This is a genomic window from Allobosea sp. 01N443 (assembly GCF_056399325.1).
In genome coordinates this window covers 1-20053 of the sequence record NZ_JBFTRC010000105.1, presented here as the reverse complement: position 1 = coordinate 20053, position 20053 = coordinate 1, and the positions used below count along the sequence as shown (strand labels likewise).

The window sequence follows — 20053 nt, the reverse complement described above, 5'->3', positions numbered from 1 at the left end:
TGGCAAAATCGGCGTCCGAGCCCCTGAAGCAGTACTCGCTGCGAAGATCGCCAGTTCAGCGATCGGTACGAGGTATTCAACTCTTCGCACGATAAATTATGCAGCCGAGGGTGAATGGCGCTGGCGCAATGACCGCGGAGCTCTCTTGGCGGAGGCGAAACTCAGTGCTGCGATGCCGCGGCACGGTCCCCCCTCCGGCGCTGGCGCATAATCCGAAGCACCGAAGCTTCCGCCTCCAAAAATGCAGAGCTATTTCTTGCAGCTTTTCTCTATTGTAGTCTCTAAATCATCCATGGAACGACAAGGTCTTGGCTAAGGCGAACGTTTATAGCCACCGACACACGTCACCAGGGGCCGGCTTTCCTCCTCTTGCATATCGGTATTGCCGGACTATGTCGGGATTCCCGAACTTAGATGGATTTCCGATGACTAAGAACGAACTCATTGCAGCCATTGCCGAAGAGACCAATAAGTCGAAGGCTGATGTCGGAGCGATCCTCACCTCTCTGGCCGCTGTCGTATCGAAGACGCTCAACGAAGGTGACGATGTCACTCTAGGCGGGGTCGGCAAGCTCTCCGCGGCGAAACGCGATGCCCGTCAAGCCCGCAACCCCTCGACTGGGGCGATGATCGATGTTCCGGCCAAGACGGTCGTGAAATTCAAAGTTGCCAAGGACCTTGCTGACACCGTTGCCTGAGACAGCACGCTCCCTGCTCGATCTAGCGGGGCGGGGAGTGACCTTGGACGATTGTGGCCGGGTACCTAACGTTAGATTCTATCCACTATCCGCGGATAATCTCCGCGACTCGGGGCGTGGCCGGGACGGCTGTGCGATCTCGGTTCAGAGCCGAGGCTCAGTTCCATCCGCCGGATCCGGATCATCAAATGGGAGGTCGTCGCGTTCCGTGTCGCCCTCCCCTTCGTCGCCGCCACCCCTCGGAATCTCCTCAACCAACAGCGTGTCCTTCGAGAGCAGGCCGGCATCCTCGAGCTTTTCCAGGTCCGGCAGGTCGCGCAGGCTGGCGAGACCGAAGACCGACAGGAATGTGTCGGTCGTGACATAGGTATAGGGCGCCCCCGGTTCCGGGCTGCGCGGTCCGGCCGTGATCACGCCGGCGCGTTTTAGCGCCGCAACGCTGTCGCGGCTCATCTCCTTGCCAAAGACCTTGCCGAGCTCGCTGCGGGTGATCGGCTGCAGATAAGCGATCCCGGACAGGAACAGCATCTCGCTCGGTGACAGGCCGGCGGTCGCTTGCGGCGCTGCCGAGACCGCCCGGATTGCCGGCCCGAAGGCGCCGCGCGTCCGGTGCTGCCAGCCCCCGGCGACCGCGACCAGGTCATAGGGGCGGCCGCGCAGCTCCTCGCGGATGTCGGCAATGATCAGATCGATCGCGCAGTCGCGACCAACCAGTGGGCCGCGCGCGGCATCGCGCTTGTCACGGCCTATCATGACAAGTGCACATCACTGCCCACCGGCGTTCTCGCGAGGGCGAAGCAACAGATCCCAACCGTCCGCGAAGCGCGATGGAGGCCGCGAGAGACGGGGTGCTGGCCGAGTCGACAGCCGGCCCGACGCAGTTCTGCGCCACGTACAAGGCAGAGATCGAGCGGGCTGCGACCGCCCTGCGCTAAAGGAGCAAGCCCACCAGCATCGCCGCGACCAAATGCCTTCGCCTCGTCATTGCCGCCACGAGTGGCCCTCCGCGCAGCCATCCGCTTCTTCCGACGGAGCGAGGCATGAACGAGCATTACCAGCGCTGTGGGACAGGGTGTCCGACTACGCGGACGGCATCATTGCCCGCATCAAGGCCGGCGAGATCCATCCGAGCGCCTATGAACGCTGATCCTGTCATTTCTTGACCAGGTTGCTTACCGGGAGCACCATAGGGCCTTGCAAGATCTTTCCATGACCCGCTTCGACGGCCGGAGGAGCCGCAGTAGCGGATAGTCCAACTGGCACCCCGGTGGCCTCCCGAGGGAAGTCCGGGTGATTGAAACCCCGTAGAAGCCAGCGTGTGGCCGCGGCACTGCGGGTTTTTTTCCACGATGATGTGCAATTAATTTCACTAGGACCGGACGAGTGATGGGCGTTACGGCTGACCGCTAGATCCTGGCCGCCCGCACGGCGGCGCTCGCCCTGAACAGCACGAGCGCGGCGACGCCGATCGCCGACATCACCAGCGGCAACGGCAGCGCGCCGCTCTTCAGCGCATGTCCGACGAGGAGGCCGACGCAGGCCGAGAACAACATCTGGCAAATCCCAGTGAAGGATGAGGCCGCGCCGGCGCTATCCGGGAAGGGCATCATCGCCGAGGCCTGGGCCTGCGGCATCGTGAGGCCGACACCACAGGTGTAGAGCGCCATCGGCAGCACAACGCCGGCCACGCCACCGAAATCGCCAGCGACGCAGACCAGCATGGCAAGGCCTCCGCCGGCGAGGCACCGCACGCCGAGCGCGATGACACCGTCCATGCCACGGCGGGCGACCAGACGCTGCGCGAGGATCGTGCCGAGAATGAAGCCAAGCACGACGAGGCTGAAGGACAGGCCATACTGGACCGGCGTCAGACCATGGATGCCGATCAGTATGAAGGACGAGCCGGAGATGAAGGCGAAGAGCCCGCCGTAGGCCAGCGCCGTCAGCGCGACATAAACGCGGAAGGCACGACTCGCGAAAAGCGTGCCGAAGCCGCGGATGATGGAGCCCAGCGAGAGCGGCTCGCGCGAGCGGTTCCGGATCGTCTCGGGCAGAAGAAACGTCACCATCGCCACCACGGCAGCGGCGAAGGCCAGCGTGGCGACGAAGGTCGAGCGCCAGCCGAAGGCCTGCTGCAGCACCCCGCCGAGCACCGGCGCAATCGCCGGCACCAGCCCCATGATCATCCCCATGCGGGCCAGTTCGCGGCCGGCACGCGGCCCCTCATAGAGATCGCGCACCATGGCGCGGCTGAGCACGATCGGTCCCGACGCGCCCAGCGCCTGGACCGCGCGGGCGATGGTCAGGGCCTCGATCGAGGGCGCGAAGGCGCAGGCCAATGTCGACACCATGAAGATGCCGAGCCCCACCAGCAGCACCGGCCTGCGGCCGACCCGGTCGGAGAGTGGTCCCCAGAAGATCTGGCCGCCGGCGAAGCCGAACAGGAAGACCGACAGCGTCGCCTGCGCGCCGGCGATGTCGGTCTGCATCACCCGGACGATGTCGGGCAGCGAGGGCAGGTAGAAATCGGTCGAGAGCGGGCCGAGCGCCGTCAGCATGGCGAGGACGGCGGTCATCGCCAGCGTGTCGGGGCGGAGTTTCATGGAGGGGCGCCCTTCCGTGCACGGCAGGCGGCTGTCTAGGCTTGGCCGGTCAGAATGTCGAGGATTGGGCCGCCACCTAGCGGCATCGGGCGCTCGTCCGAAGCCAAACTTACCCTCCGTCAGCGCATTCGCCTGCTCACACGTCTCAACCGGCTCACTTAAGCAAATCCAATCGAGGTGTTCAGTGATCGGACATCGCCTGTTCACACTGAGCTAGTCACCATACTCCACGAACTCGCTTCGCCGCCCACTCCTTCGGCGACACACGCGTGACTGCGGCATGGCTGGCGGGCGAAGCAGAACCGGCTTCTGCTATTGGCACATCGGAGGCCCGTGTTGCCTGCCCCTGTAACTGCTCCCCGACGCCCTTCAAAGACGTCGGGATCGGTCGCGAACCTGACCCGCCGTCGTCATCCCGGTCGCGACCCAGCACTACATGATGCTGGCCCGCAACCTCCCCTACACGGGCGTGACGCGGGGCAAGCGGCTGGTCGTCATCGTCGGGCAGAAGCGCGCACTGGCCAAGGCCGTGAGGGCTGGCGGAAAATGCCGACGGACGAAGCTGCGGCAATGAATGGCGGGGCGCGAGTGGAGTTGACGGCACCAGAGGCTCAACATCGCGGTCGAACCTCTTACCGTGCTCTCATGCTTGGATGCACATGACCAGCATCCCACCGCTGAGCTACGTCTATTCCGCTCAAACAAGGAGCGCGACGAGTGCGCTGATGCCTGTTGGGGCTGGAGATTTACCAGCGCCTACCGTAGTGCCCAACAACTGGTCGGTTATTGTAATATGCGGCGCGGCGAATGCCCGCACGAAGGACAGGTCTGCCATAGTATCCGCGGCCATAGTAGCCTCCCCCGTAGTAGCCGCCGCCGCCATAGTAAGTTGAGGCCGGCGTGCCGTAGTAGACGGGCTGCGAATAGCCGCTCACGGTTCCCTGATTGCAATTACATGCACTGCCGGAATACGTGGTGGTGGCATAGGGAGCGTCGCTATAGACGCCATTGACATTGTAGCCGTAGGCGGCGGGAGTGGCATAGCCAGAACCGTAGCCGTAGGCGGCGGGCGCGGCGTAGCCATAGCCAGAACCGTAGCCATAACCGTTGCCGTAATAGGCAGCACCTGCTGCGAGTCCGACGCCTGCTGCGAGCGCCCGGCCACCGTAGTAACGATTGCCGTAGTAACCGCCACGGTATGCCGCCCCACGGTAGGCTCCACGGTATCCGGCACGGTACGCGCCACCATATCCACCTCGGTAGCCACCGCCAACGGCAGCGGCACGGTATCCAGCGCGGGAACCAATACCCACCGCACCACCTCGGTAACCACCGCCTGCACCGACTCCACGGCGCTGGGCTTCAGCGTCACTGGCGGTGAAGACGAGACCGGCGAGGCCAATCAGGGCGGCCACAGGGGGTGCGAGCAGCGTATTCATGACTTCACCTGTTAACGCCCGCCACTGGATTGAAAACGCGCGGCTGGGCTCGATCCGCGCGGCAACTCGATAATTTCCTTAACGTAATAGTAACGTGTTTGTGCGTCCGGGCAACGCAACTGGCCCAACATCTCCAATTACGGTTAAGTTGGCGAACGGTTCTTCGTCGCAAATGTCGGGGGGCTATGCCGAGCGCCTTCGGCTCGCTGCCCAGCCCAATCGTCACGGGCCTTGCGGACCCAACATCATCAATTGTCGGTTTGAGGACGGGGAGAGGAGTGGCTATCAGAATGGATGCAACGAGCACCTCTTCTATTCTCATGCCAAGGCTGTTGGCGATACCTCTCGCGGCATCGCTGGGTGTGATTCTGCGGTTTGCGAGGCGGCAGTCGCTGGTTAGGTCGTAGACTCTTGAGCGCGAAGCCAAAGCCGCATTGATGCACCCATCGCGCCTGACAGTGGGTGTTTCACAGATGGTTAGCAAAGCCGCCCGTGATTTGACGACTTTGCTAGATGGCGTTCTATTCTATAAAGTATTAGGTAGTAACCCAATTCACGCGTTTCTCATCAATCACAATATTGCTTGCTGCGCAATTGTATCTTTAAGCTTTCAAATGAAATGTCACCAACACCGCAATCTCGACGCCTTCCTGTAGCGTCACGGCCACGCGTAGGAAATTCCCGAAATGGGCGACTCGCTGGAATGTCACCGCATCTTTCGCCGCCGGCAGCTCGAATTCCGAGCCTTCCGGCGCCCAATGCATCCCGTCCGCCGAAATCTCGATGCGCGCTTTCGGCAGCGCTCCGATCGGCTCTTTCAACGCCCGAACGAAGACGACAACCTCCTTGGCCCAGCCGGCTTCGTAAGGCTCCGTCGCGCTGTCTCCGGTCCAGATCTCGTTGCGGGCGACGACGGCAGTGAGGTTTTCAGGCAGCATTAGAAATCTCCCGAAAGGCAGACGGAGTCGAGATATGCGAAAGCGCGCTTGTCGGTGTCCGTCTCAGCGAAGAAGCAGAGGTTGAGCATGCACCAAAGATTCTTCATGGCCGGAATGCGGATTGGCTCGAAAGTCGAGAGATCAAATTTACGGTCGTTCACTTGGAATCCGGTCGCCTGCATCGTGGCGAGATCGAAATCAAATCGTAAATAGTGCCAGTTAATCTTTGTCGGAATCTCGTTGTAGCAAAGCTTCTGCTCGCCGCCGGGCAGGTCTTCCCAATCGGTTGGCGCGAGGTGGTAGTGCGAGATCGTTTTGCCGACATTGCCGATCGGTAAGATTTCAGTGGTCTTGCGCTTGAACTGCCATTTCTGGAGGTGCTTGCCGTCTTGTGCGTTGAGGAAACGTAAGTGCGGCATTACGCGCTGACCGCCTGCTCCGGCCTGATCGCCCACCTGGAGGTCGTAAAGAAAGCCGAAGGAGCGGACATCTGTCTCCATCAGCTGCAGCTCGTTAGCCTCGGGCTTGAAGGTGAAATAACACTCCATCCGGATCGGGCCGGCCTTGCGGAAGGTCAGGCGCTTCAGTGTGACGTTCTGCGCGCCCGCCCTAGCCCTTGTCGCGAGCTTCAGCGCATAGGAGCCATCGACGCCGCCATGCGAGCCAAAGTCCCAATTGGGCAGTGTCGAAAGCATCGCATGCGAGTGCTGGGCGTAGCCGGGGAGCATCTGGTCGAGCGAGATCTCGTAATTGCCGACGAGCTGAGTCCAGCCGCACATGCCGCGATCGAAATCGTCGAGGCAGATGATGCGCGGCAGGGGGTCGAAACGACTGAGCTGCGGGTCGGCCTCGCGGATGGCGCGGCGCATATCGTCGAGTTGGGTCATGACTATCCTTTCACCGCGCCGGCCGTAAGCCCGGCGACGAGATGTTTCTGCATGAGGATGACGAAGGCGAGCACGGGCAGGAGCTGGATGGCGGAGGCGGCGAAGAGCACCCCCCATTCCACGCCCTCGACCGCGCCGATCATCTCCGCAACGACCAGAGGCGCAGTCTTGGCCCTGGTGGTGGTGAAGATGAAAGCGAAGAGGAATTCGTTCCACGCGTAGACGATGACGAAGACCGCGACCGCGAGCATGCCCTGGGCCGCCAGCGGGAAGATCACTCGCCGGATGATCTGGAATTGCGAGGCGCCGTCGATCATCGCGGATTCGTCGAGCTCGCGCGGGATCTGGTCGATGAAGGTCCGCATCACGATCGTGCCGAGCGAGACGAAGAAGGTCGCGTAGAGCAGGATCAGGATGAAATGCGTGTCGTTGAGCTTGAGCCAGTTCACCACCGGGAATAGCGGCAGCGTGATCACGATCGGCGGTATCAACCTGATGAAGATCAGGAAGAAGGCGCTCGCTTGCAGCGTCCTGCTGGCATGGCGCGAGTAGGCGTAGCCGGCGAGCAGCGAGACCGAGACGGCGAGCACGGTGGCCCCCGTGGTCACGATGAAGCTGTTCCACAGCCCGGTGAAGAAGTCGCCCCAGCGGCTCCACAGCATGGCGTAGTTCGCCAGCGTCGGCTCGAACTTGAAGCGCGAGGCGGCCGAGAAGATGTCGCGGTCGGCCTTGAAGGACGACATCACGATCAATGTGATCGGCACCAGCGACCAGGCCGCGATGATGAGGACGCCGAGGAATTTCAACAGTGTGATGAGGGGGGAGCGCTTACGCATGCTTGCCGAACATCTCCCTGTAGAGCCCGCGCAGGTAAACCAGCGCGAGCAGGAGCGACGCGAGCACGAGCAGCCAGCCGGTGGCGGCTGCGGCGCCGAAGGAGTTGTACCGGAAGGCCTCGAGATAGAGGTAGACGGCCATCACCTCGGTGGTGCGGGCAGGCCCGCCGCCGGTCATCAGCCAGACCTCCGAGAACAGCCGGAAGGCGAAGATGTAGCGAAACAGCGCGGCGATCAGCAACGCTGGCATCAGCAGCGGCAATGTGATGCGGCGGAATGCCATCCAGCCCGAGGCGCCATCGATCGCGCCGGCCTCGTAGAGCTCGCCGGGGATGGCGAGGCGGGCGGCGTACAGGATGACGAAGCTGAAGGGCAGGTGCAGCCAGATCGAGAGGAGGCAGACCATCAGCAGGCCGTGGCTCGGATTCACCGACCATTCGATTGGCGGCAGGCCGATGGCGCCGAGAAGCTGGCTCATCATCCCGACATCGGGCTCGAACAGGTAGCGCCACATCACCACCGCCGAGACCTCGGAGACGGCATAGGGCGCGAGCACCACAGCCAGCATCAGCGCGCGCAAGGGGATGCCGGAGGCGAAGAACAGGGCCATTAGCAGGCCGAGTAGCAGCTCGACATGGACGACGACGGCAACGACGATCACCGTGTTGACCAGCGCCCGCCAGAAATAGAGGTCGCTCAGCACCTTGGCGTAGTTGGCGAGGCCGACGAAGGTGGCCGCCTGCCCGAAGGAGGACTGGTTCAGGCTGAGCCAGAACACATAGATCGCCGGCAGGAAGATGATGCCGCCGACCATCATCTGGACCGGCCAGACCAATGCGAAGGCGGTAAGGCGCGAGCGCTGCTGCATCGCTCAAGCGATCCGATGCCGCGCGAGCATGTCGCGGTCGATTTCGATACCCAGGCCCGGCCCCTGTGGAACGAGGAGCTGTCCGTCGACGAGCTGGCTGCCTTCGCCGACGACCGGATGCGTGAAGGAATCGCGCAGTGGGTTGGCGTATACCATGCACTCGAAGGTACGCAGCGTCTCGGCCGCCGCGGCCAGTTGAAGGCTGGCGGCGACGCAGATCGCACCGGACCAGCCGACATGGGGGGCATAGGCCGTGTTGAAACTCGCGGCGAGTTCAGCGATGCGCCAGGTCTCGGTGATGCCGCCCGAGCGCGAGACGTCGGGCTGGATCAGCCCGAGCGAGCGCTCCTGCAGCATCGCCAACGCCTCGGAGGCGACGTAGTCGCTCTCGCCGGCCGCAAGGCGGATCGGCAGGTGCTGGGCGAGGCGGCGATAGCCGGCACGGTCATGCGGTGCGATCGGCTCCTCGAAGAAACCATAGCCTAGATCTGCCAGCGCCCGCCCGACGACCAGCGCGTCGTCGACGTCATAGGCCCAGTTGGCATCGACATAGAGCGCGATCTCGTCGCCGGCGAGCTTGCGGATGAACTTGGCCCGCGCGATCGCGTCCTTGATGGGGTGGCCGAGCTTGACCTTGATCTCGCGGAACCCCGCCTTGAATGCAGCCGCCACCTCGCCCTCGACCGTGGCGTCGTCGAGCCAGTTGATCGAGGACGCATAGGCTGGAACGTGGGTTCGGCCCATGCCGCCGAGCAGCTTGTGGATCGGTACCCCCGCCGCTTTGCCGGCGATGTCCCAGAGCGCGATGTCGATGGCCGAGATGGCCTCGACGATCTGCCCGCCGGGCTGGCCCGAGAGCGCGCCGCGCATCAGCTTCCACAGGGCGCGCCGGTCGGCCGGGTCCTTGCCGATCAGGCGGGGGACGAACGCCTCCTCGATAAAGCGCGCATAGCCGGCTGCGCCGCGCCTGCACAGCCCCTCGCCGAAGCCCGTGAGGCCGTCGCTGGTCGTGACTTCGACGACGACGACCTCGATGGCGGGATAGTCGCCCTGCGAGGTGCGCTGGGCCTTGGCCAGCACGGCGCGCAGCGGATAGGCAACGATCTGCGAGATGCTGCGAGCCGGCATAACGATGCGTCCTCCCCAGGACGGTAACTTATCATATAGGCTGCACAGTTGCCAACTTGGCTGGCATCTGTCAATCATGTCCTTGGAGCTTGTGAATGACCGATCCCGCCGCGGCCCTTATCGAGGATGATCCGTTCGCCGACGTCGACGTCGTGCCGACGCGGCTCGGCGACGCCCTGATCCAGCGCATCACGCAGGCGATCCACGACGGCCGCCTCAAGCCCGGCGACGTGCTGCCCTCGGAGGCGCGCATGGCCGCCTCCTTCGGCGTCAGCAAGCCAATCGCGCGCGAAGCCATCCGCCAGCTCGCGGCCATGGGCGTCGTCCATATCCAGCAGGGCAAGCCGACGCGCGTGCAGGCGCTCGACGCCGCCCCTCTCGACCGCTTCTTCCGGTTTGCCGTACGCGGCAGCAAGACCGGCCTCACGGAGGCCGTCGAATTGCGCCGCGTGCTCGAGCCGCCAATCGCCCGTTACAGCGCCGAGCGTCGCTCCGAGGCCGATGTCGTCAAGCTGACCGAGATCCTGAAGCGGCTCGAGACCTCCTGGGGCGACGTGCCGCGCTGGATCGAGGCCGATCTCGACTTCCACGAGGCCATCGCCGCCTCGGCCGGCAACACCCTGCTCGACCTGCAGATCCGGGCGCTGCGCCCGTTGAACCGGGAGATCATGGAGCTGTTCAACTCGCGCAGCACCCGCAACACCGGTGACTGGCGCGAGACCTACGAGCGCCATGTTGAGGTCGTCGAGGCCATTCGCGCTGGTGACGGCGAATGGGCTGAGCGAGCCATGAGCAAGCATTTCGAAGCGGCTGAAGCCGCCATCGCGGAAATCGCGACAATCCGGGAGGAAGACAACAATGACAGCAGGGACAGGGCTGGATCGTAGGCAGGTCCTCGGAGGCTTCATCGGGCTGAGTTTCGTCGGGCTCGACAGCGTAGCCGCGCTGGCGCAGACGGCGCCGCTCAACCTCTTCGCGCATCGCGTCATGCAGACGGTCGCGAYGGGCGCGCAGGGCGGCGACATCACCAAGCTCTGGTGCGACAAGAACGGCACCACGGTGCAATGGACCACCTTCGACACCGGCCCCCTGCAGGAGCGCCTATTCCGCGAGGCTAGTCTGGGCGAGACCTCGGTCGATGTTGGGTTCCTGCTCAACACCCAAGCCGTGCCGCGCGCCGCGAGCCTGTTCGAACCGCTCGACGACTTCATGAAGCGCGACCCGCTCGATGACGCCCCCGACATCTTCCCGGGCCTGATGGAGGGCATGAAGGTCGGCGGCAAGCAGGTTGCCATCCCCTTCCGGCATGCCTCCTCCGGGCTGCACTACAACGAGGAACTGCTGGCCGAGAAGGGCTTCACCAAACCGCCGGCCACGATTGAGGAAATGGTCGAGATGGCCCGCGCCTGCACCTATCGCAGGGCCGACGGGACTGCCGTCGTCGGTCTGTGCATGCCCGGCGTGACCTACCCCAACGTCATCGACATCGCCCGCGCCTGGGATGGCGACTTCATCACGCCGAACTACAAATGCGTCGCCGACCAGCCGCCGATGTTGAACGCAATCAAGCTGCTGCGCGAGCTCTTCCAGGCCGGCGCCTTCCCGCGCAATTTCGCGACGCTCTCCACCGAGGACGTCAATGTCTGGATGCAGACCGGCCGGGCCGCGATGAGTCTGCAGAGCATGGGCCGCAACCGCATCTACAACGATCCACAGAAGTCGAAATTCCCCGGCAAGATCAAGACCATTGCCGTGCCCGCCTCGAAGGCGCTGGCCGGCAAGTACGATGCCGCCCCCGCCAAGGTCGAATTCTGGGGCCTCTGCATTCCCAAGAACTCCAAGCGCAAGGACCTGGCCTGGAGCTTCATCAAGGCGATGGCCTCGAAGCAGGCGACGCTTGGCGCAGCCCTCAACGGCAACGGCCCGGTCCGCGCCTCGACCTATGCCGACGCGAGCTTCGCCGCGACCGTGCCCTATGCCGCCGAGGAGCTGAAGGTGCTCAAGGTGGCGCGCATCCCGCTGCCGGCCTTCGACGAGGCGGCCCGCGCCGGCGACCTTTTCAAGGAGGAGGCCGAGGCCGCCGTGCTCGGCATGAAGACGCCGGAGGAGGCGATGGCCTCGCTGGTCAAGCGCGTCCAGCCGCTGCTTCCGGCTTAGGGGGGGTCCCATGACGAAGCTTTACCAGCCATCGCGCCGCGCGCTTCTTGCCGGGACCGCGCTCGCGCTGCCTGTTCTGGCCATGCCCGCCCTCGTTCGGGCGCAGGCCAAGTCGCTCAACATCATCAGCCACCGGGTCCACCGCAACGTCCTGACCGGCGAAGGCGGCAAGGGCGGCGACATCATCGGCGATTGGTCGAGAGCGACCGGCGCCGGCGTCAACTGGTCGACCTTCGACGTCGCGCCGTTGCATGAGCGCCTGCTGCGCGAGGCCAGCCTGGCCGAGACGAGCTTCGATCTCGGCTTCGTCGTCAACACCCTCGCCGTGCCCCGCGTGCTCAGCCTGATGGAGCCGCTGGATGCGCTCCAGAAGGCCGATCCGATCGAGGATTTCGCCGGAGTTGCGCCCGGCATGGTCAAGGCTCTGAGCGTCGGCGGTTCGATCCGCGGCATCCCGTTCCGCCATGCCACGACCGGGCTGCACGTCAACGAGGCCATCCTCGCGGAGCGCAAGCTCGCGGCGGCGCCGAAGACGATCGAGGAGATGATCGAGATCGCCAAGGCGGCGACATTCACCAACGCCGCCGGCGTGCCGGTCAGCGGCTTTGCGATGGAGGGCGTCAGCTACGTCAACATGGTGACGCTGTCGCTCGCCTGGGGCGCGCCGTTCATCAGCGAGGACCTCAAGGTCATTCCCAACGAGGCCGGCATGCTGAAGACCTTCGAGGTCTTCCGCGACCTCTACGCCGMACGCGCCCTGCCGCGCAATTTCGCAACTCTCAAGCAGGACGAGGTCATCACCCAGATGCAGGCCGGGCGGGCGGCGATGTGCCATTTCGCCTTCGGCCGGTACTTCGCCTTCAACGACCCGCAGAAGAGCCAGTTTCCCGGCAAGATCAGCGCGATCGCACCGCCGGCTTCGCGCGATCTCGGCACAGGGGCCATCGTTGGCACGACAGAGTTCTGGTCCTTCGTCGTCCCGAAGAACTCGCGCAACAAGGAGCTCGCCTGGTCGCTGGTCAAGGCGATGACCGCGAAGGAGGCGGTGATCCGGGGCGCCCTCAATGGCAACGGCCCGGTCCGGGCCGCCGCCTATGACGACCAGCGCGTCAAGGATGCGGTGCCCTACGCCGCCGCCGAGGCAAAGGTCCTGGCCGTTGCCCGCCCGCCGCTGCCCGCTTTCGACCGCGCCGTCGAGGCCGGCGATGCGCTCGCGCAGGCCGTCCAGGCGGTCGCCCTTGGCCAGGTCACGCCCGAGCAGGGCGTTGCCGATCTCATGCGCCGCGTCGAACCCATGGTGAAATCCTGATGGCTGCCACTTTGTCTCCCAACGCCAGAATCGGCTTCATCGGCATCGGCACGATGGGCCTGCCGATGGCGCTCAACGTACTGCGTGGCGGTTATCCGCTGACGGTCTTCGATCTCAGCGAGGCCGCGCTCGCCGAAGCGGAAAAGGCCGGCGCCCACCGCGCTGCGACCATCGCCGAACTCGTGCGCCAGAGCGACGTGGTCGTCACCATGCTGCCCGATGCTCCCGATGTCGAGGAGACGGCGCTGGGTCCTGGCGGCATCGAGGCGAATGCTGGCCCCGGCTTGATCTATGTCGACATGAGCACGATCGATCCGGTCACCAGCCGGCGCGTCGGTGCCCGCCTCGCGGCATGTGGCATCCGGATGATCGACAGCCCCGTGGCGCGTGGCGTTGAGAACGCCCGTGCCGGCACGCTCGCTCTGATGATCGGCGGCGATCTCGCCGTCTTCCAGGAGGTCGAGCCGCTGCTGCGCCGGATGGCCGACACGATCACCCATTGCGGCGAGCTCGGCAACGGCACCGCGATGAAGCTCGTCAACAACTTCCTCTCGGCCGGCATCGTCAGCGCCATCGCCGAGGCTATGACAATCGGCCTCAAGGCGGGCCTGCCGCTCGACCTCATGGTCAGGATCAGCGGCGGCACTGGCACCAACAACGCCTGGCTGCACAAGCTGATGCCGGGCAAGGCCTTTCTGGGTGATTTCTCGCCGGGCTTCATGTCGCGCCTGGCGCGCAAGGACCAGCGCCTCGCCACCAAGCTCGCTGAAGAGATCGGCGTGCCGCTTACGCTCGGCGCTGCGGTTCTCCAATTGCTCGACGAGACGACCGAGCAATACCCGCGCGACGACTTCACGAGCATCCTGCGCCTGGTCAGTGAGCGCGCCGGCGTCGAGATCCGCCTGAGCGAACAGACCGCCGCTGCCTGAAACCGAACGTTCCGAGGTAGACACCATGCACGCCATTTCCCGACGTACCCTGCTCACCGGAACCGCCGGCGCCGCTGCGCTCGCGGCCCTTCCATCCCTGGCCCAGGCCAAGACGGTGACCGCGCTCGGTCACCGGGTCCACCAGACCTGCGCCACCACCGGTCCCGGCGGCGACGCAACGGAGGCCTGGCGCAATCAGGCCGGCGCCGGCGTCAACTGGGTCACCTTCGGCGACAACAACGCCATCCATGAGCGGCTGTTGCGCGAGGTCACGCTGGGCGAGACCTCGATTGACGTCGGCTACCTGCTCAACGGCCGCGCGGTGCCGCGCAACCTCAGGCTCTTCGAGCCACTGGACGGGTTGATGAAGGAGGCGGCGCTGGAGGCACCGGAGGACTTCGCGCCCGGCCTGGTCGTGCCGCTGAAGCTGGACGGCGCCCTGCACGGCATCCCGGTCCGCCACGCCACCAACGCACTGATCTACAACGAGGCGCTGCTGGAAGAGCGTGGCGTCAAGCTGCCGACCACGTTCGAGGAGCTGATCGAGGCGGCGCGCAAGCTCACCTTCAAGCGCGATGACGGCACGCAGGTCTATGGCCTCGCCTTCACCGCCGCCTTCGCCTCGAACTTCCTGACGCTCGCCCGCTGCCTCGGCGGCGACTACATGACGCCGGACGGCAAGCTGGTCGCCGCCGAGCCCGGCATGGTCAAGGCGCTGACAGTGCTGGCCGAGCTCTACAAGGCCGGCGTGCTGCCGCGGAACTTCGCCACGGTGAACAATGAGGAGATCACCAGCTGGATGCAGCAGGGCCGTGCCGCGATCACGATCAACCCCTTCGCGCGGCTGGTGACCTATAACGACCCGAGCAAGGGCAAATATGGCGGGCGCTTCAAATCGCTGCTGCCGCCAATGGCCGCGGACCTCGCCGGCAAGGTCGCCTTCGCTCCGACGGTCGAGTTCTGGGCGCTGATGATCCCGAAGAACGCCAAACAGAAACCGCTGAGCTGGGAGTTGATCCGCGCCCTGTCGTCCAAGGCCGGCACAATGGCGATGGCCCTGAACGGCAACGGACCGACGCGGATCTCGACCTATGCCGAGCCGACGCTGAAGGCCGCGATGCCTTATGCGGCCGACGAGGCAGCGGCGTTGAAGGAGTCGCGCATCCATCTCCCGGCCTTCGACGAGCAGGCCCGCGCCCACGACATCTTCATCGAGGAGACGCAAGCCGCCGTGCTAGGCATCAAGCCGCCGCAGCAGGCGATGGACGACGCGGTCAAGCGCGTGAAGCCTCTTCTCGGCTGATGGCAGGGGCGCTTTCAGGACGTGTCGCGCTGGTCACCGGCGCGGCTCGCGGCATCGGACTTGCGATCGCGACGGCGCTCGCCGGTGCAGGCGCTCGCCTCGTGGTCCACGACCGCGACGACGAGGCGCTCGCGGTTGCCCGTCGGCTCGGCGATGGTGATGGCGATGTTAAGGCCGTATCGCTTATCGCTGATCTTGCCGAGCCCAATGCCGTTGAGCGAATGGTCGTTGAACTGAGAGCGCAAGCGCTCGCGCCCGACATTCTTGTGTTATGCGCCTCAACTGAAATCCGCCAGACGCTCGACAATTTGAGCGACGACGCTTTGACCATGCAGAGTGAGGTCAATCTGCACGCGACCGCACGCCTCTTGAAGGCCTTCCTGCCGGGCATGCGTGCCCAGAACTTTGGCCGTGTCATCGCAATTGGATCTGTCCAGGAGATGAGGGCGAACGACGATTGTCTCTACTACGCAGCCACCAAGGCCGCGCAGACAAACATAATTTTGAATTTGGCTCGCACCACGCGGGCTGCAGACGTTACCTTCAACGTCATCCAGCCCGGTGCCATCCGAACCGACCGCAATCGCGCGATATTCGCACAACAAGGCCGCGAAAAACAAGCCATCGCGCGTATTCCGCTCGGACGAATAGGCGTTCCAGAAGATTGCGTAGGTATTGCCCTTCTGCTCTGCTTGCCAGATGGAAATTATATCAATGGTGCGGAGATCGCAGTGGACGGAGGCATGCGACTTTAGATTTTTCGACTGCACTGACGATTCGTCATACCGTGATTTTCGACGAAGGTATCTTGCGCAGCGTTCTACTGATCTAATGTCTGCACCGACGGAGTTGCGGGTTAGATGCGGCCGCATCTCGGTACTGCCGGACCTGCTCGAAGAGTATGATCTGGCGTGCGAGGCGGCGGCCCATTGGTCGAAAATCTATTCGCAAGCGGGCCGCGTACGCGCGGAGGAATGCCGCGTGCTAGCCCTTGAGATCGAGCAGGAGATTGACGACGCGATGTGTGCGCAGGACTAGTCCCTAACCGCAGCCTTTTAGCAACGCCAACTCATCACGGGAAGCCGCGCTCAATCCGGTAGAGCCACCTGCACATTCCCCAAGAAAAGTGTGCGTCGTCTACCCGTGCCCGCGATAAAAAATAACGGCAGTTAGCTGCGGGGTAGTATTGCGGCCCTACAATTTCGTTGGGTGCCGCGAGGCCTCGAACGCTCGCAAAGCTTCTTCGAGGGCGATCCTCTCCCGCTCGTGCACCGACCCGGATTGATGGTTCGATCCGCTTTCAGCGTCCCTAAGCCGTCGCAGGTGCTCCCGCGCCGAAGCCGCTTCGGCACGAAGCTCTGGAGCTCGTCCCCTGCGGCCACACCGCAGCGACCCTGCCAGAGGCTGTTGATCCCGCATGTCTCGGGATGGTTGTGGTGCAGATGCCCTGGCTGACGCCGCAAGGGAAAATCAGCGCCTGCTGATTCTCCTGGCCTCTAAATCTGGGGCGCTGCTGGCGTAAGGCCGTGACGGCGCATGATCTCGACCATCTTGGCCCGGCCCGGTGGACCACCGGGTGCCGCGTTGGCCACTGCGAAGACCTCGCGGAAATACTCCGGTCCAATCGCGGCCGGCGTAATCACACACAGTGTCTTCGCGTCCTGGTTTCCATTGTTATCAAACCGATGAACGGCGCCTCGCGGAATGCACAGTGCCTGCCCTGGCCCAACATCGATCTGCTTCCCGTCGACCGTCCAGGTCAGGACACCGTCGATGCCATAGATCGTCTCTTCATAGTGGTCGTGGCTGTGCGCGGGAGCTGGTAATCGCTGAGACGCTGGGACCAGTAGTTCAAAGGCCGCAATGCTGCCGTTCGAATTGTCTCCGGTCAGCAGGAAATGGACCGCGAGCCCACTGGTCACAATGGCTTCGTCGGAAGGGTTGATGCAGGGACCTATGGCTGGCTGCGGCATTGCGAAATCTCATTTGGTAAACTACATTTACCATTTGATGGTAAACGCCATTTACCGAAAGTCAACGATCTATCTCAGAAGGCCTGCCGATGCGAACCGAGGACATGCTGATCGGCGCCTTGCTGCGCGTTCCAGCCCAGGCAATCCAGCGGCGGCTCATCAAGGAGCTCAACGCCGCTGGCTTTGACGAGTTGCGCCTGCCGCATATGGCGGTGTTGCAGTTTCCCGGTCCTCATCACGTTCGCCCGGCCACGCTCGCCGATCGAGCCGGCATGAGCAAGCAAGCCATCAACCAACTGCTCCGGAGTCTGGAGGGCTTCGGCTATATCGTCCGGTCGGATGTTCCGGGCGCCGGCAACGCCCGGGAGATCCGCTTTACCGAACGTGGACACGCCGCATTCTGGAAGATGGTCGACATATTGCGCGACATCGAGCGCGAGTGGAGCATCGAACTTGGGTCAGAGCGTTTCACCGAGCTCAAGGCGCTGCTGCTTCTCGTCTGGGATAGTCCATTGGCTCGCTAGCTCGGGGCGTTCTGATACCGTTCCCGATGACTGTGAATAGGCATCACATTTGACCCTGAATCGGTGTCCTGCGTGACCCGCGTATCTCGAATATTCTCTTATCGTTTCAGGAACCTGCCACCGATGATGGGCGTGTCTTGGGCGCCGATCGGGGGGCAAACGGCATGCCGCTTCACAGCTTGCGGAAGGCGGCACTGAAGGCGCTTCCAGCCTTCATCGAAGGAAGCCTGGATAGTCGGAGAACTTACGCGCTCTGCGTGGAAGATCGGGAAACCAGCGCGCTCCTCGAGGAGACCAGTGAAGCAAGCCGTTGAATTCGAATTGGCCTGCTGCGCGATGGCCTCCCGAAGGATGGCAATGTGCTCGAGATCGGTACTGCAGAGCTCGTAGGGAATGTTCCCCTCCGGTGAACGCGCTGTTCGTGGTGCCCCGAAAGGCGAAAGCCTTGCCACGGGCCGAGGCTCCGGCCGGCGTCAGCGAGATCCCATACCTTGCTGGGGGGTTCTGTTGCAAACTCTTCAGTTATGGAGGTTAGGGCATCACCTTCCAGCCATTGGCGGGAGGACATCAGATGTTCAAGGGCCGTCATTTCGACCGATCGGTGATCCTGCTGTGTGTTCGCTGGTATCTGGCCTACGGCCTGAGCCTGCGCGACCTGAAGGAGATGATGGCCGAGCGCGGCATCAGCATCGACCATTCCACGATCCACCGCTGAGTCGTCTACTTCTCGCCATTGCCGCTTGAGCGCTTCAACCGGCGCAAACGCGCCGTGACCGCCAAGTGGCATGCGGACGAGACGTACATCAAGGTCCGCGGACGGTGGATGTATCTTTATCGCGCCATCGACAGGGTTGGCGACACAGTCGAGTTCTGGTTCAGCGAGCATCGGGATCTGTCGGCGGCCAAGCGGTTCTTCCGCAGAGCGCTTGAACGCCACGGCCGGCCCGAGCGCATCGTCATTGACGGCAGCCAGACCAACCGGGAAGCCATCGCTTCTTGTGATGCGACAAGCCGTCTTCAAGATCGGTCACGCCGCCAGCTGAAGCCGATCCGAATCCGGCAAAGCCAATACCGGAACAATCGGATCGAGCAGGATCATCGGCGGATCAAACGGCGAATCCGATCGATGCTTGGCTTCAAATCATTCAAAAACGCCGCTGCAACCTTGGCCGGTATCGAGATGGTTCACATGATGCGCAAGCGACAGGCCAGATACGCCTACAATCCAAATCCGTCCATCGCAGCGCAGTTTGAGATTATCGCAGCGGCGTGAAAGGGCACGAACCACCAAATTCTATGGCGCCGCGGGAATTTGCAACAGAACCCTCAGCCGTGCTGGCCGAGGCCGTGAACACGATGATCTTCGTCTTTGGCGCGATCCTCGACTCGTCTTTCAGGGGCGGAACCTTGTGGCAACCGGGATGCTCGTCGCCGCAGCCAGCTTTTGCGCGGCGATGACCGCCTCCAGACGATTACGGGCATTCAGCTTTGCCATCAGGCCGGTCATGTGCGCCTTGATGGTCTTGGTGCTGAGCGAAAGCTCGCGGGCGATCTCGCTGTTCATCTTTCCGCAAAGCAGCAGTTTGACAATCTGCTCCTCCCGGACGCTGAGCCTGTTGCAGGCCGCCTTCTGTCGTTCGAGAGACTTGTCCTTCAAGGCGCAGATTAGTTTGCTCGCGAACGAGGGACTGACATAGACGTCGTTGCGTTGCGCGGCCTGAAGGGCTTGAATGAGGTCGTCTCCCGGGCCGCTCTTTAGGACGTAGCCCTTCGCCCCGGCATCAAGAGCCCTGATCGCATCATCCGTGCTGGCCGAGGCCGTGAACACAACGATCTTCATGGTGGGAGCGATCCTCAACGCGTCCGAGATCGCCCGATAGATATCCCCCGCCATGCCGGGATCGACGATCATGTCATCGGGCCGATGGCTCCTGGTGATCGACACCATATCGTCCGCGACATTCCCGGTCGCGGCGAGCGTAAAACCGCCCCATCGTTTCAGCAGGGCGGCGATCCCCTCCATCAGCACCGGGTGATCATCGACGATCGCGAGCGAACGATCCGGCATGGCTCCTCCCCCTCTCTACTTTACTGCTGCAAGTCGAATGAGATGGTCGCTCAGTCAAAACCCTTTGCGAGATGGTGGGGGCGCTCCATGTTGGAGCGGCCCTGGTCGGCTGCCGGATCCCCTCCCATTCGATGATTCGAACATGAGGTGCAGCGGTCGCCTCACCTCTCCTTGAAGATCCTGTTGGCGTGGTCTGCGAAGGGCTTTGTCAGGAACGAGAGCGCGGTTCGCTCTTCGGTGGTGATGAAGACTTCGACGGGCATTCCGGGCTGGAGCTTTCGGTCGCCGAGGGCGGCGACGAGATCGCCGTCGATCTGGATCTCGCCGGTGTAGAAATTGGCGCCGGTGGTGGGGTCGCGGGTGGTCGCCGGGGAGAGATGGCTGACGGTGCCC

At 63.5% G+C, this 20053-nt stretch carries 19 protein-coding genes and 2 pseudogenes; 10 read left to right on the top strand and 11 right to left on the bottom strand.

Annotated features, from left to right (window positions below; genetic code table 11):
- Nucleotides 1-425 precede the first annotated feature (425 nt).
- Nucleotides 426-698, top strand: coding sequence for an HU family DNA-binding protein (locus AC1DRP_RS22830; RefSeq protein WP_476769639.1), 273 nt, complete (start codon nt 426-428; stop codon nt 696-698).
- Between the two features lie 144 nt (nt 699-842).
- Here AC1DRP_RS22830 and scpB read toward each other — a convergent pair whose 3' ends face one another.
- Together scpB and AC1DRP_RS22820 are read right to left on the bottom strand one after the other, a co-directional pair.
- Nucleotides 843-1451, bottom strand: coding sequence for an SMC-Scp complex subunit ScpB (gene scpB, locus AC1DRP_RS22825; RefSeq protein ID WP_476769638.1), 609 nt, complete (start codon nt 1449-1451; stop codon nt 843-845).
- 653 nt (nt 1452-2104) lie between these two features.
- Complete coding sequence (locus tag AC1DRP_RS22820; protein ID WP_476769637.1) at nt 2105-3301, bottom strand: multidrug effflux MFS transporter; 1197 nt, start codon at nt 3299-3301, stop codon at nt 2105-2107.
- A gap of 400 nt (nt 3302-3701) precedes the next feature.
- Between AC1DRP_RS22820 and AC1DRP_RS22815 the strand changes: the two are divergent.
- Nucleotides 3702-3875: pseudogene (locus AC1DRP_RS22815) on the top strand (ATP-binding domain-containing protein); the annotation flags it as partial.
- Nucleotides 3876-4047: 172 nt separating this feature from the next.
- Here the strand turns inward: AC1DRP_RS22815 and AC1DRP_RS22810 are convergent.
- The 6 genes from AC1DRP_RS22810 to AC1DRP_RS22785 form a co-directional block, all read right to left on the bottom strand.
- The gene (locus AC1DRP_RS22810) at nt 4048-4740 is read right to left on the bottom strand and encodes a hypothetical protein (RefSeq protein WP_476769636.1); all 693 of its coding nucleotides are present in this window, start codon (nt 4738-4740) and stop codon (nt 4048-4050) included.
- A 602-nt stretch (nt 4741-5342) separates the two neighbouring features.
- Nucleotides 5343-5678 carry a hypothetical protein gene (locus AC1DRP_RS22805; protein ID WP_441509037.1) on the bottom strand — a complete coding sequence of 112 codons (336 nt, stop codon included), beginning with the start codon at nt 5676-5678 and terminating at the stop codon, nt 5343-5345.
- Complete coding sequence (locus AC1DRP_RS22800; protein ID WP_441509036.1) at nt 5678-6565, bottom strand: DUF6772 family protein; 888 nt, start codon at nt 6563-6565, stop codon at nt 5678-5680. Before AC1DRP_RS22800 ends, AC1DRP_RS22805 begins: the two co-directional genes overlap by 1 nt.
- Nucleotides 6566-6567: 2 nt before the next feature.
- Entirely contained in the window at nt 6568-7401 is an 834-nt protein-coding gene (locus AC1DRP_RS22795) for a carbohydrate ABC transporter permease (RefSeq protein WP_476769635.1), read from the bottom strand.
- A complete protein-coding gene (locus AC1DRP_RS22790; RefSeq protein ID WP_476769634.1) occupies nt 7394-8269 on the bottom strand; it encodes a carbohydrate ABC transporter permease in 876 nt (291 codons plus the stop codon). Before AC1DRP_RS22790 ends, AC1DRP_RS22795 begins: the two co-directional genes overlap by 8 nt.
- 3 nt (nt 8270-8272) lie before the next feature.
- Nucleotides 8273-9397 carry a mandelate racemase/muconate lactonizing enzyme family protein gene (locus tag AC1DRP_RS22785; protein ID WP_476769633.1) on the bottom strand — a complete coding sequence of 375 codons (1125 nt, stop codon included), beginning with the start codon at nt 9395-9397 and terminating at the stop codon, nt 8273-8275.
- Nucleotides 9398-9492: 95 nt separating this feature from the next.
- Between AC1DRP_RS22785 and AC1DRP_RS22780 the strand changes: the two genes are divergently transcribed.
- From AC1DRP_RS22780 to AC1DRP_RS22755, 6 genes are read left to right on the top strand one after another with little or no spacing between them, the layout of a single operon-like run.
- Nucleotides 9493-10284 carry a FadR/GntR family transcriptional regulator gene (locus AC1DRP_RS22780; protein WP_441509032.1) on the top strand — a complete coding sequence of 264 codons (792 nt, stop codon included), beginning with the start codon at nt 9493-9495 and terminating at the stop codon, nt 10282-10284.
- Complete coding sequence (locus tag AC1DRP_RS22775; protein WP_476769632.1) at nt 10256-11554, top strand: ABC transporter substrate-binding protein; 1299 nt, start codon at nt 10256-10258, stop codon at nt 11552-11554. The genes AC1DRP_RS22780 and AC1DRP_RS22775 overlap by 29 nt, the downstream gene beginning before the upstream one ends.
- Nucleotides 11555-11564: 10 nt before the next feature.
- Nucleotides 11565-12863, top strand: coding sequence for an ABC transporter substrate-binding protein (locus AC1DRP_RS22770; RefSeq protein WP_476769631.1), 1299 nt, complete (start codon nt 11565-11567; stop codon nt 12861-12863).
- The gene (locus AC1DRP_RS22765; RefSeq protein ID WP_476769630.1) at nt 12863-13792 is read left to right on the top strand and encodes an NAD(P)-dependent oxidoreductase; all 930 of its coding nucleotides are present in this window, start codon (nt 12863-12865) and stop codon (nt 13790-13792) included. Before AC1DRP_RS22770 ends, AC1DRP_RS22765 begins: the two co-directional genes overlap by 1 nt.
- Before the next feature lie 25 nt (nt 13793-13817).
- Entirely contained in the window at nt 13818-15095 is a 1278-nt protein-coding gene (locus AC1DRP_RS22760) for an ABC transporter substrate-binding protein (RefSeq protein ID WP_476769629.1), read from the top strand.
- Nucleotides 15095-15850, top strand: coding sequence for an SDR family NAD(P)-dependent oxidoreductase (locus AC1DRP_RS22755; RefSeq protein ID WP_476769628.1), 756 nt, complete (start codon nt 15095-15097; stop codon nt 15848-15850). Before AC1DRP_RS22760 ends, AC1DRP_RS22755 begins: the two co-directional genes overlap by 1 nt.
- A 741-nt stretch (nt 15851-16591) precedes the next feature.
- On the opposite strand, the gene AC1DRP_RS22750 is transcribed toward AC1DRP_RS22755, so the two are convergent.
- Nucleotides 16592-17068, bottom strand: a complete 477-nt coding sequence (locus AC1DRP_RS22750; RefSeq protein WP_476769627.1) for a cupin domain-containing protein — start codon at nt 17066-17068, stop codon at nt 16592-16594.
- An 89-nt stretch (nt 17069-17157) separates the two neighbouring features.
- Between AC1DRP_RS22750 and AC1DRP_RS22745 the strand changes: the two genes are divergently transcribed.
- Together AC1DRP_RS22745 and AC1DRP_RS22740 are read left to right on the top strand one after the other, a co-directional pair.
- Nucleotides 17158-17592 carry a MarR family winged helix-turn-helix transcriptional regulator gene (locus AC1DRP_RS22745; protein ID WP_476769626.1) on the top strand — a complete coding sequence of 145 codons (435 nt, stop codon included), beginning with the start codon at nt 17158-17160 and terminating at the stop codon, nt 17590-17592.
- Nucleotides 17593-18163: 571 nt separating this feature from the next.
- Nucleotides 18164-18865 (top strand): annotated as a pseudogene (locus tag AC1DRP_RS22740) (IS6 family transposase).
- A gap of 120 nt (nt 18866-18985) precedes the next feature.
- Here the strand turns inward: AC1DRP_RS22740 and AC1DRP_RS22735 are convergent.
- Complete coding sequence (locus tag AC1DRP_RS22735; protein WP_476769625.1) at nt 18986-19660, bottom strand: LuxR C-terminal-related transcriptional regulator; 675 nt, start codon at nt 19658-19660, stop codon at nt 18986-18988.
- 161 nt (nt 19661-19821) lie between these two features.
- Nucleotides 19822-20053 (bottom strand): beta-barrel domain-containing protein (locus AC1DRP_RS22730; protein WP_476769624.1); only part of this gene is annotated, 232 nt, incomplete at its 5' end.

Bases quoted from the DNA above. Each gene is read 5' to 3' on its own strand.
- AC1DRP_RS22830 (WP_476769639.1), top strand. From the start codon at position 426: ATGACTAAGAACGAACTCATTGCAGCCATTGCCGAAGAGACCAATAAG.
- scpB (WP_476769638.1), bottom strand. From the start codon at position 1,451: ATGATAGGCCGTGACAAGCGCGATGCCGCGCGCGGCCCACTGGTTGGT.
- AC1DRP_RS22820 (WP_476769637.1), bottom strand. From the start codon at position 3,301: ATGAAACTCCGCCCCGACACGCTGGCGATGACCGCCGTCCTCGCCATG.
- AC1DRP_RS22810 (WP_476769636.1), bottom strand. From the start codon at position 4,740: ATGAATACGCTGCTCGCACCCCCTGTGGCCGCCCTGATTGGCCTCGCC.
- AC1DRP_RS22805 (WP_441509037.1), bottom strand. From the start codon at position 5,678: ATGCTGCCTGAAAACCTCACTGCCGTCGTCGCCCGCAACGAGATCTGG.
- AC1DRP_RS22800 (WP_441509036.1), bottom strand. From the start codon at position 6,565: ATGACCCAACTCGACGATATGCGCCGCGCCATCCGCGAGGCCGACCCG.
- AC1DRP_RS22795 (WP_476769635.1), bottom strand. From the start codon at position 7,401: ATGCGTAAGCGCTCCCCCCTCATCACACTGTTGAAATTCCTCGGCGTC.
- AC1DRP_RS22790 (WP_476769634.1), bottom strand. From the start codon at position 8,269: ATGCAGCAGCGCTCGCGCCTTACCGCCTTCGCATTGGTCTGGCCGGTC.
- AC1DRP_RS22785 (WP_476769633.1), bottom strand. From the start codon at position 9,397: ATGCCGGCTCGCAGCATCTCGCAGATCGTTGCCTATCCGCTGCGCGCC.
- AC1DRP_RS22780 (WP_441509032.1), top strand. From the start codon at position 9,493: ATGACCGATCCCGCCGCGGCCCTTATCGAGGATGATCCGTTCGCCGAC.
- AC1DRP_RS22765 (WP_476769630.1), top strand. From the start codon at position 12,863: ATGGCTGCCACTTTGTCTCCCAACGCCAGAATCGGCTTCATCGGCATC.
- AC1DRP_RS22760 (WP_476769629.1), top strand. From the start codon at position 13,818: ATGCACGCCATTTCCCGACGTACCCTGCTCACCGGAACCGCCGGCGCC.
- AC1DRP_RS22755 (WP_476769628.1), top strand. From the start codon at position 15,095: ATGGCAGGGGCGCTTTCAGGACGTGTCGCGCTGGTCACCGGCGCGGCT.
- AC1DRP_RS22750 (WP_476769627.1), bottom strand. From the start codon at position 17,068: ATGCCGCAGCCAGCCATAGGTCCCTGCATCAACCCTTCCGACGAAGCC.
- AC1DRP_RS22745 (WP_476769626.1), top strand. From the start codon at position 17,158: ATGCGAACCGAGGACATGCTGATCGGCGCCTTGCTGCGCGTTCCAGCC.
- AC1DRP_RS22735 (WP_476769625.1), bottom strand. From the start codon at position 19,660: ATGCCGGATCGTTCGCTCGCGATCGTCGATGATCACCCGGTGCTGATG.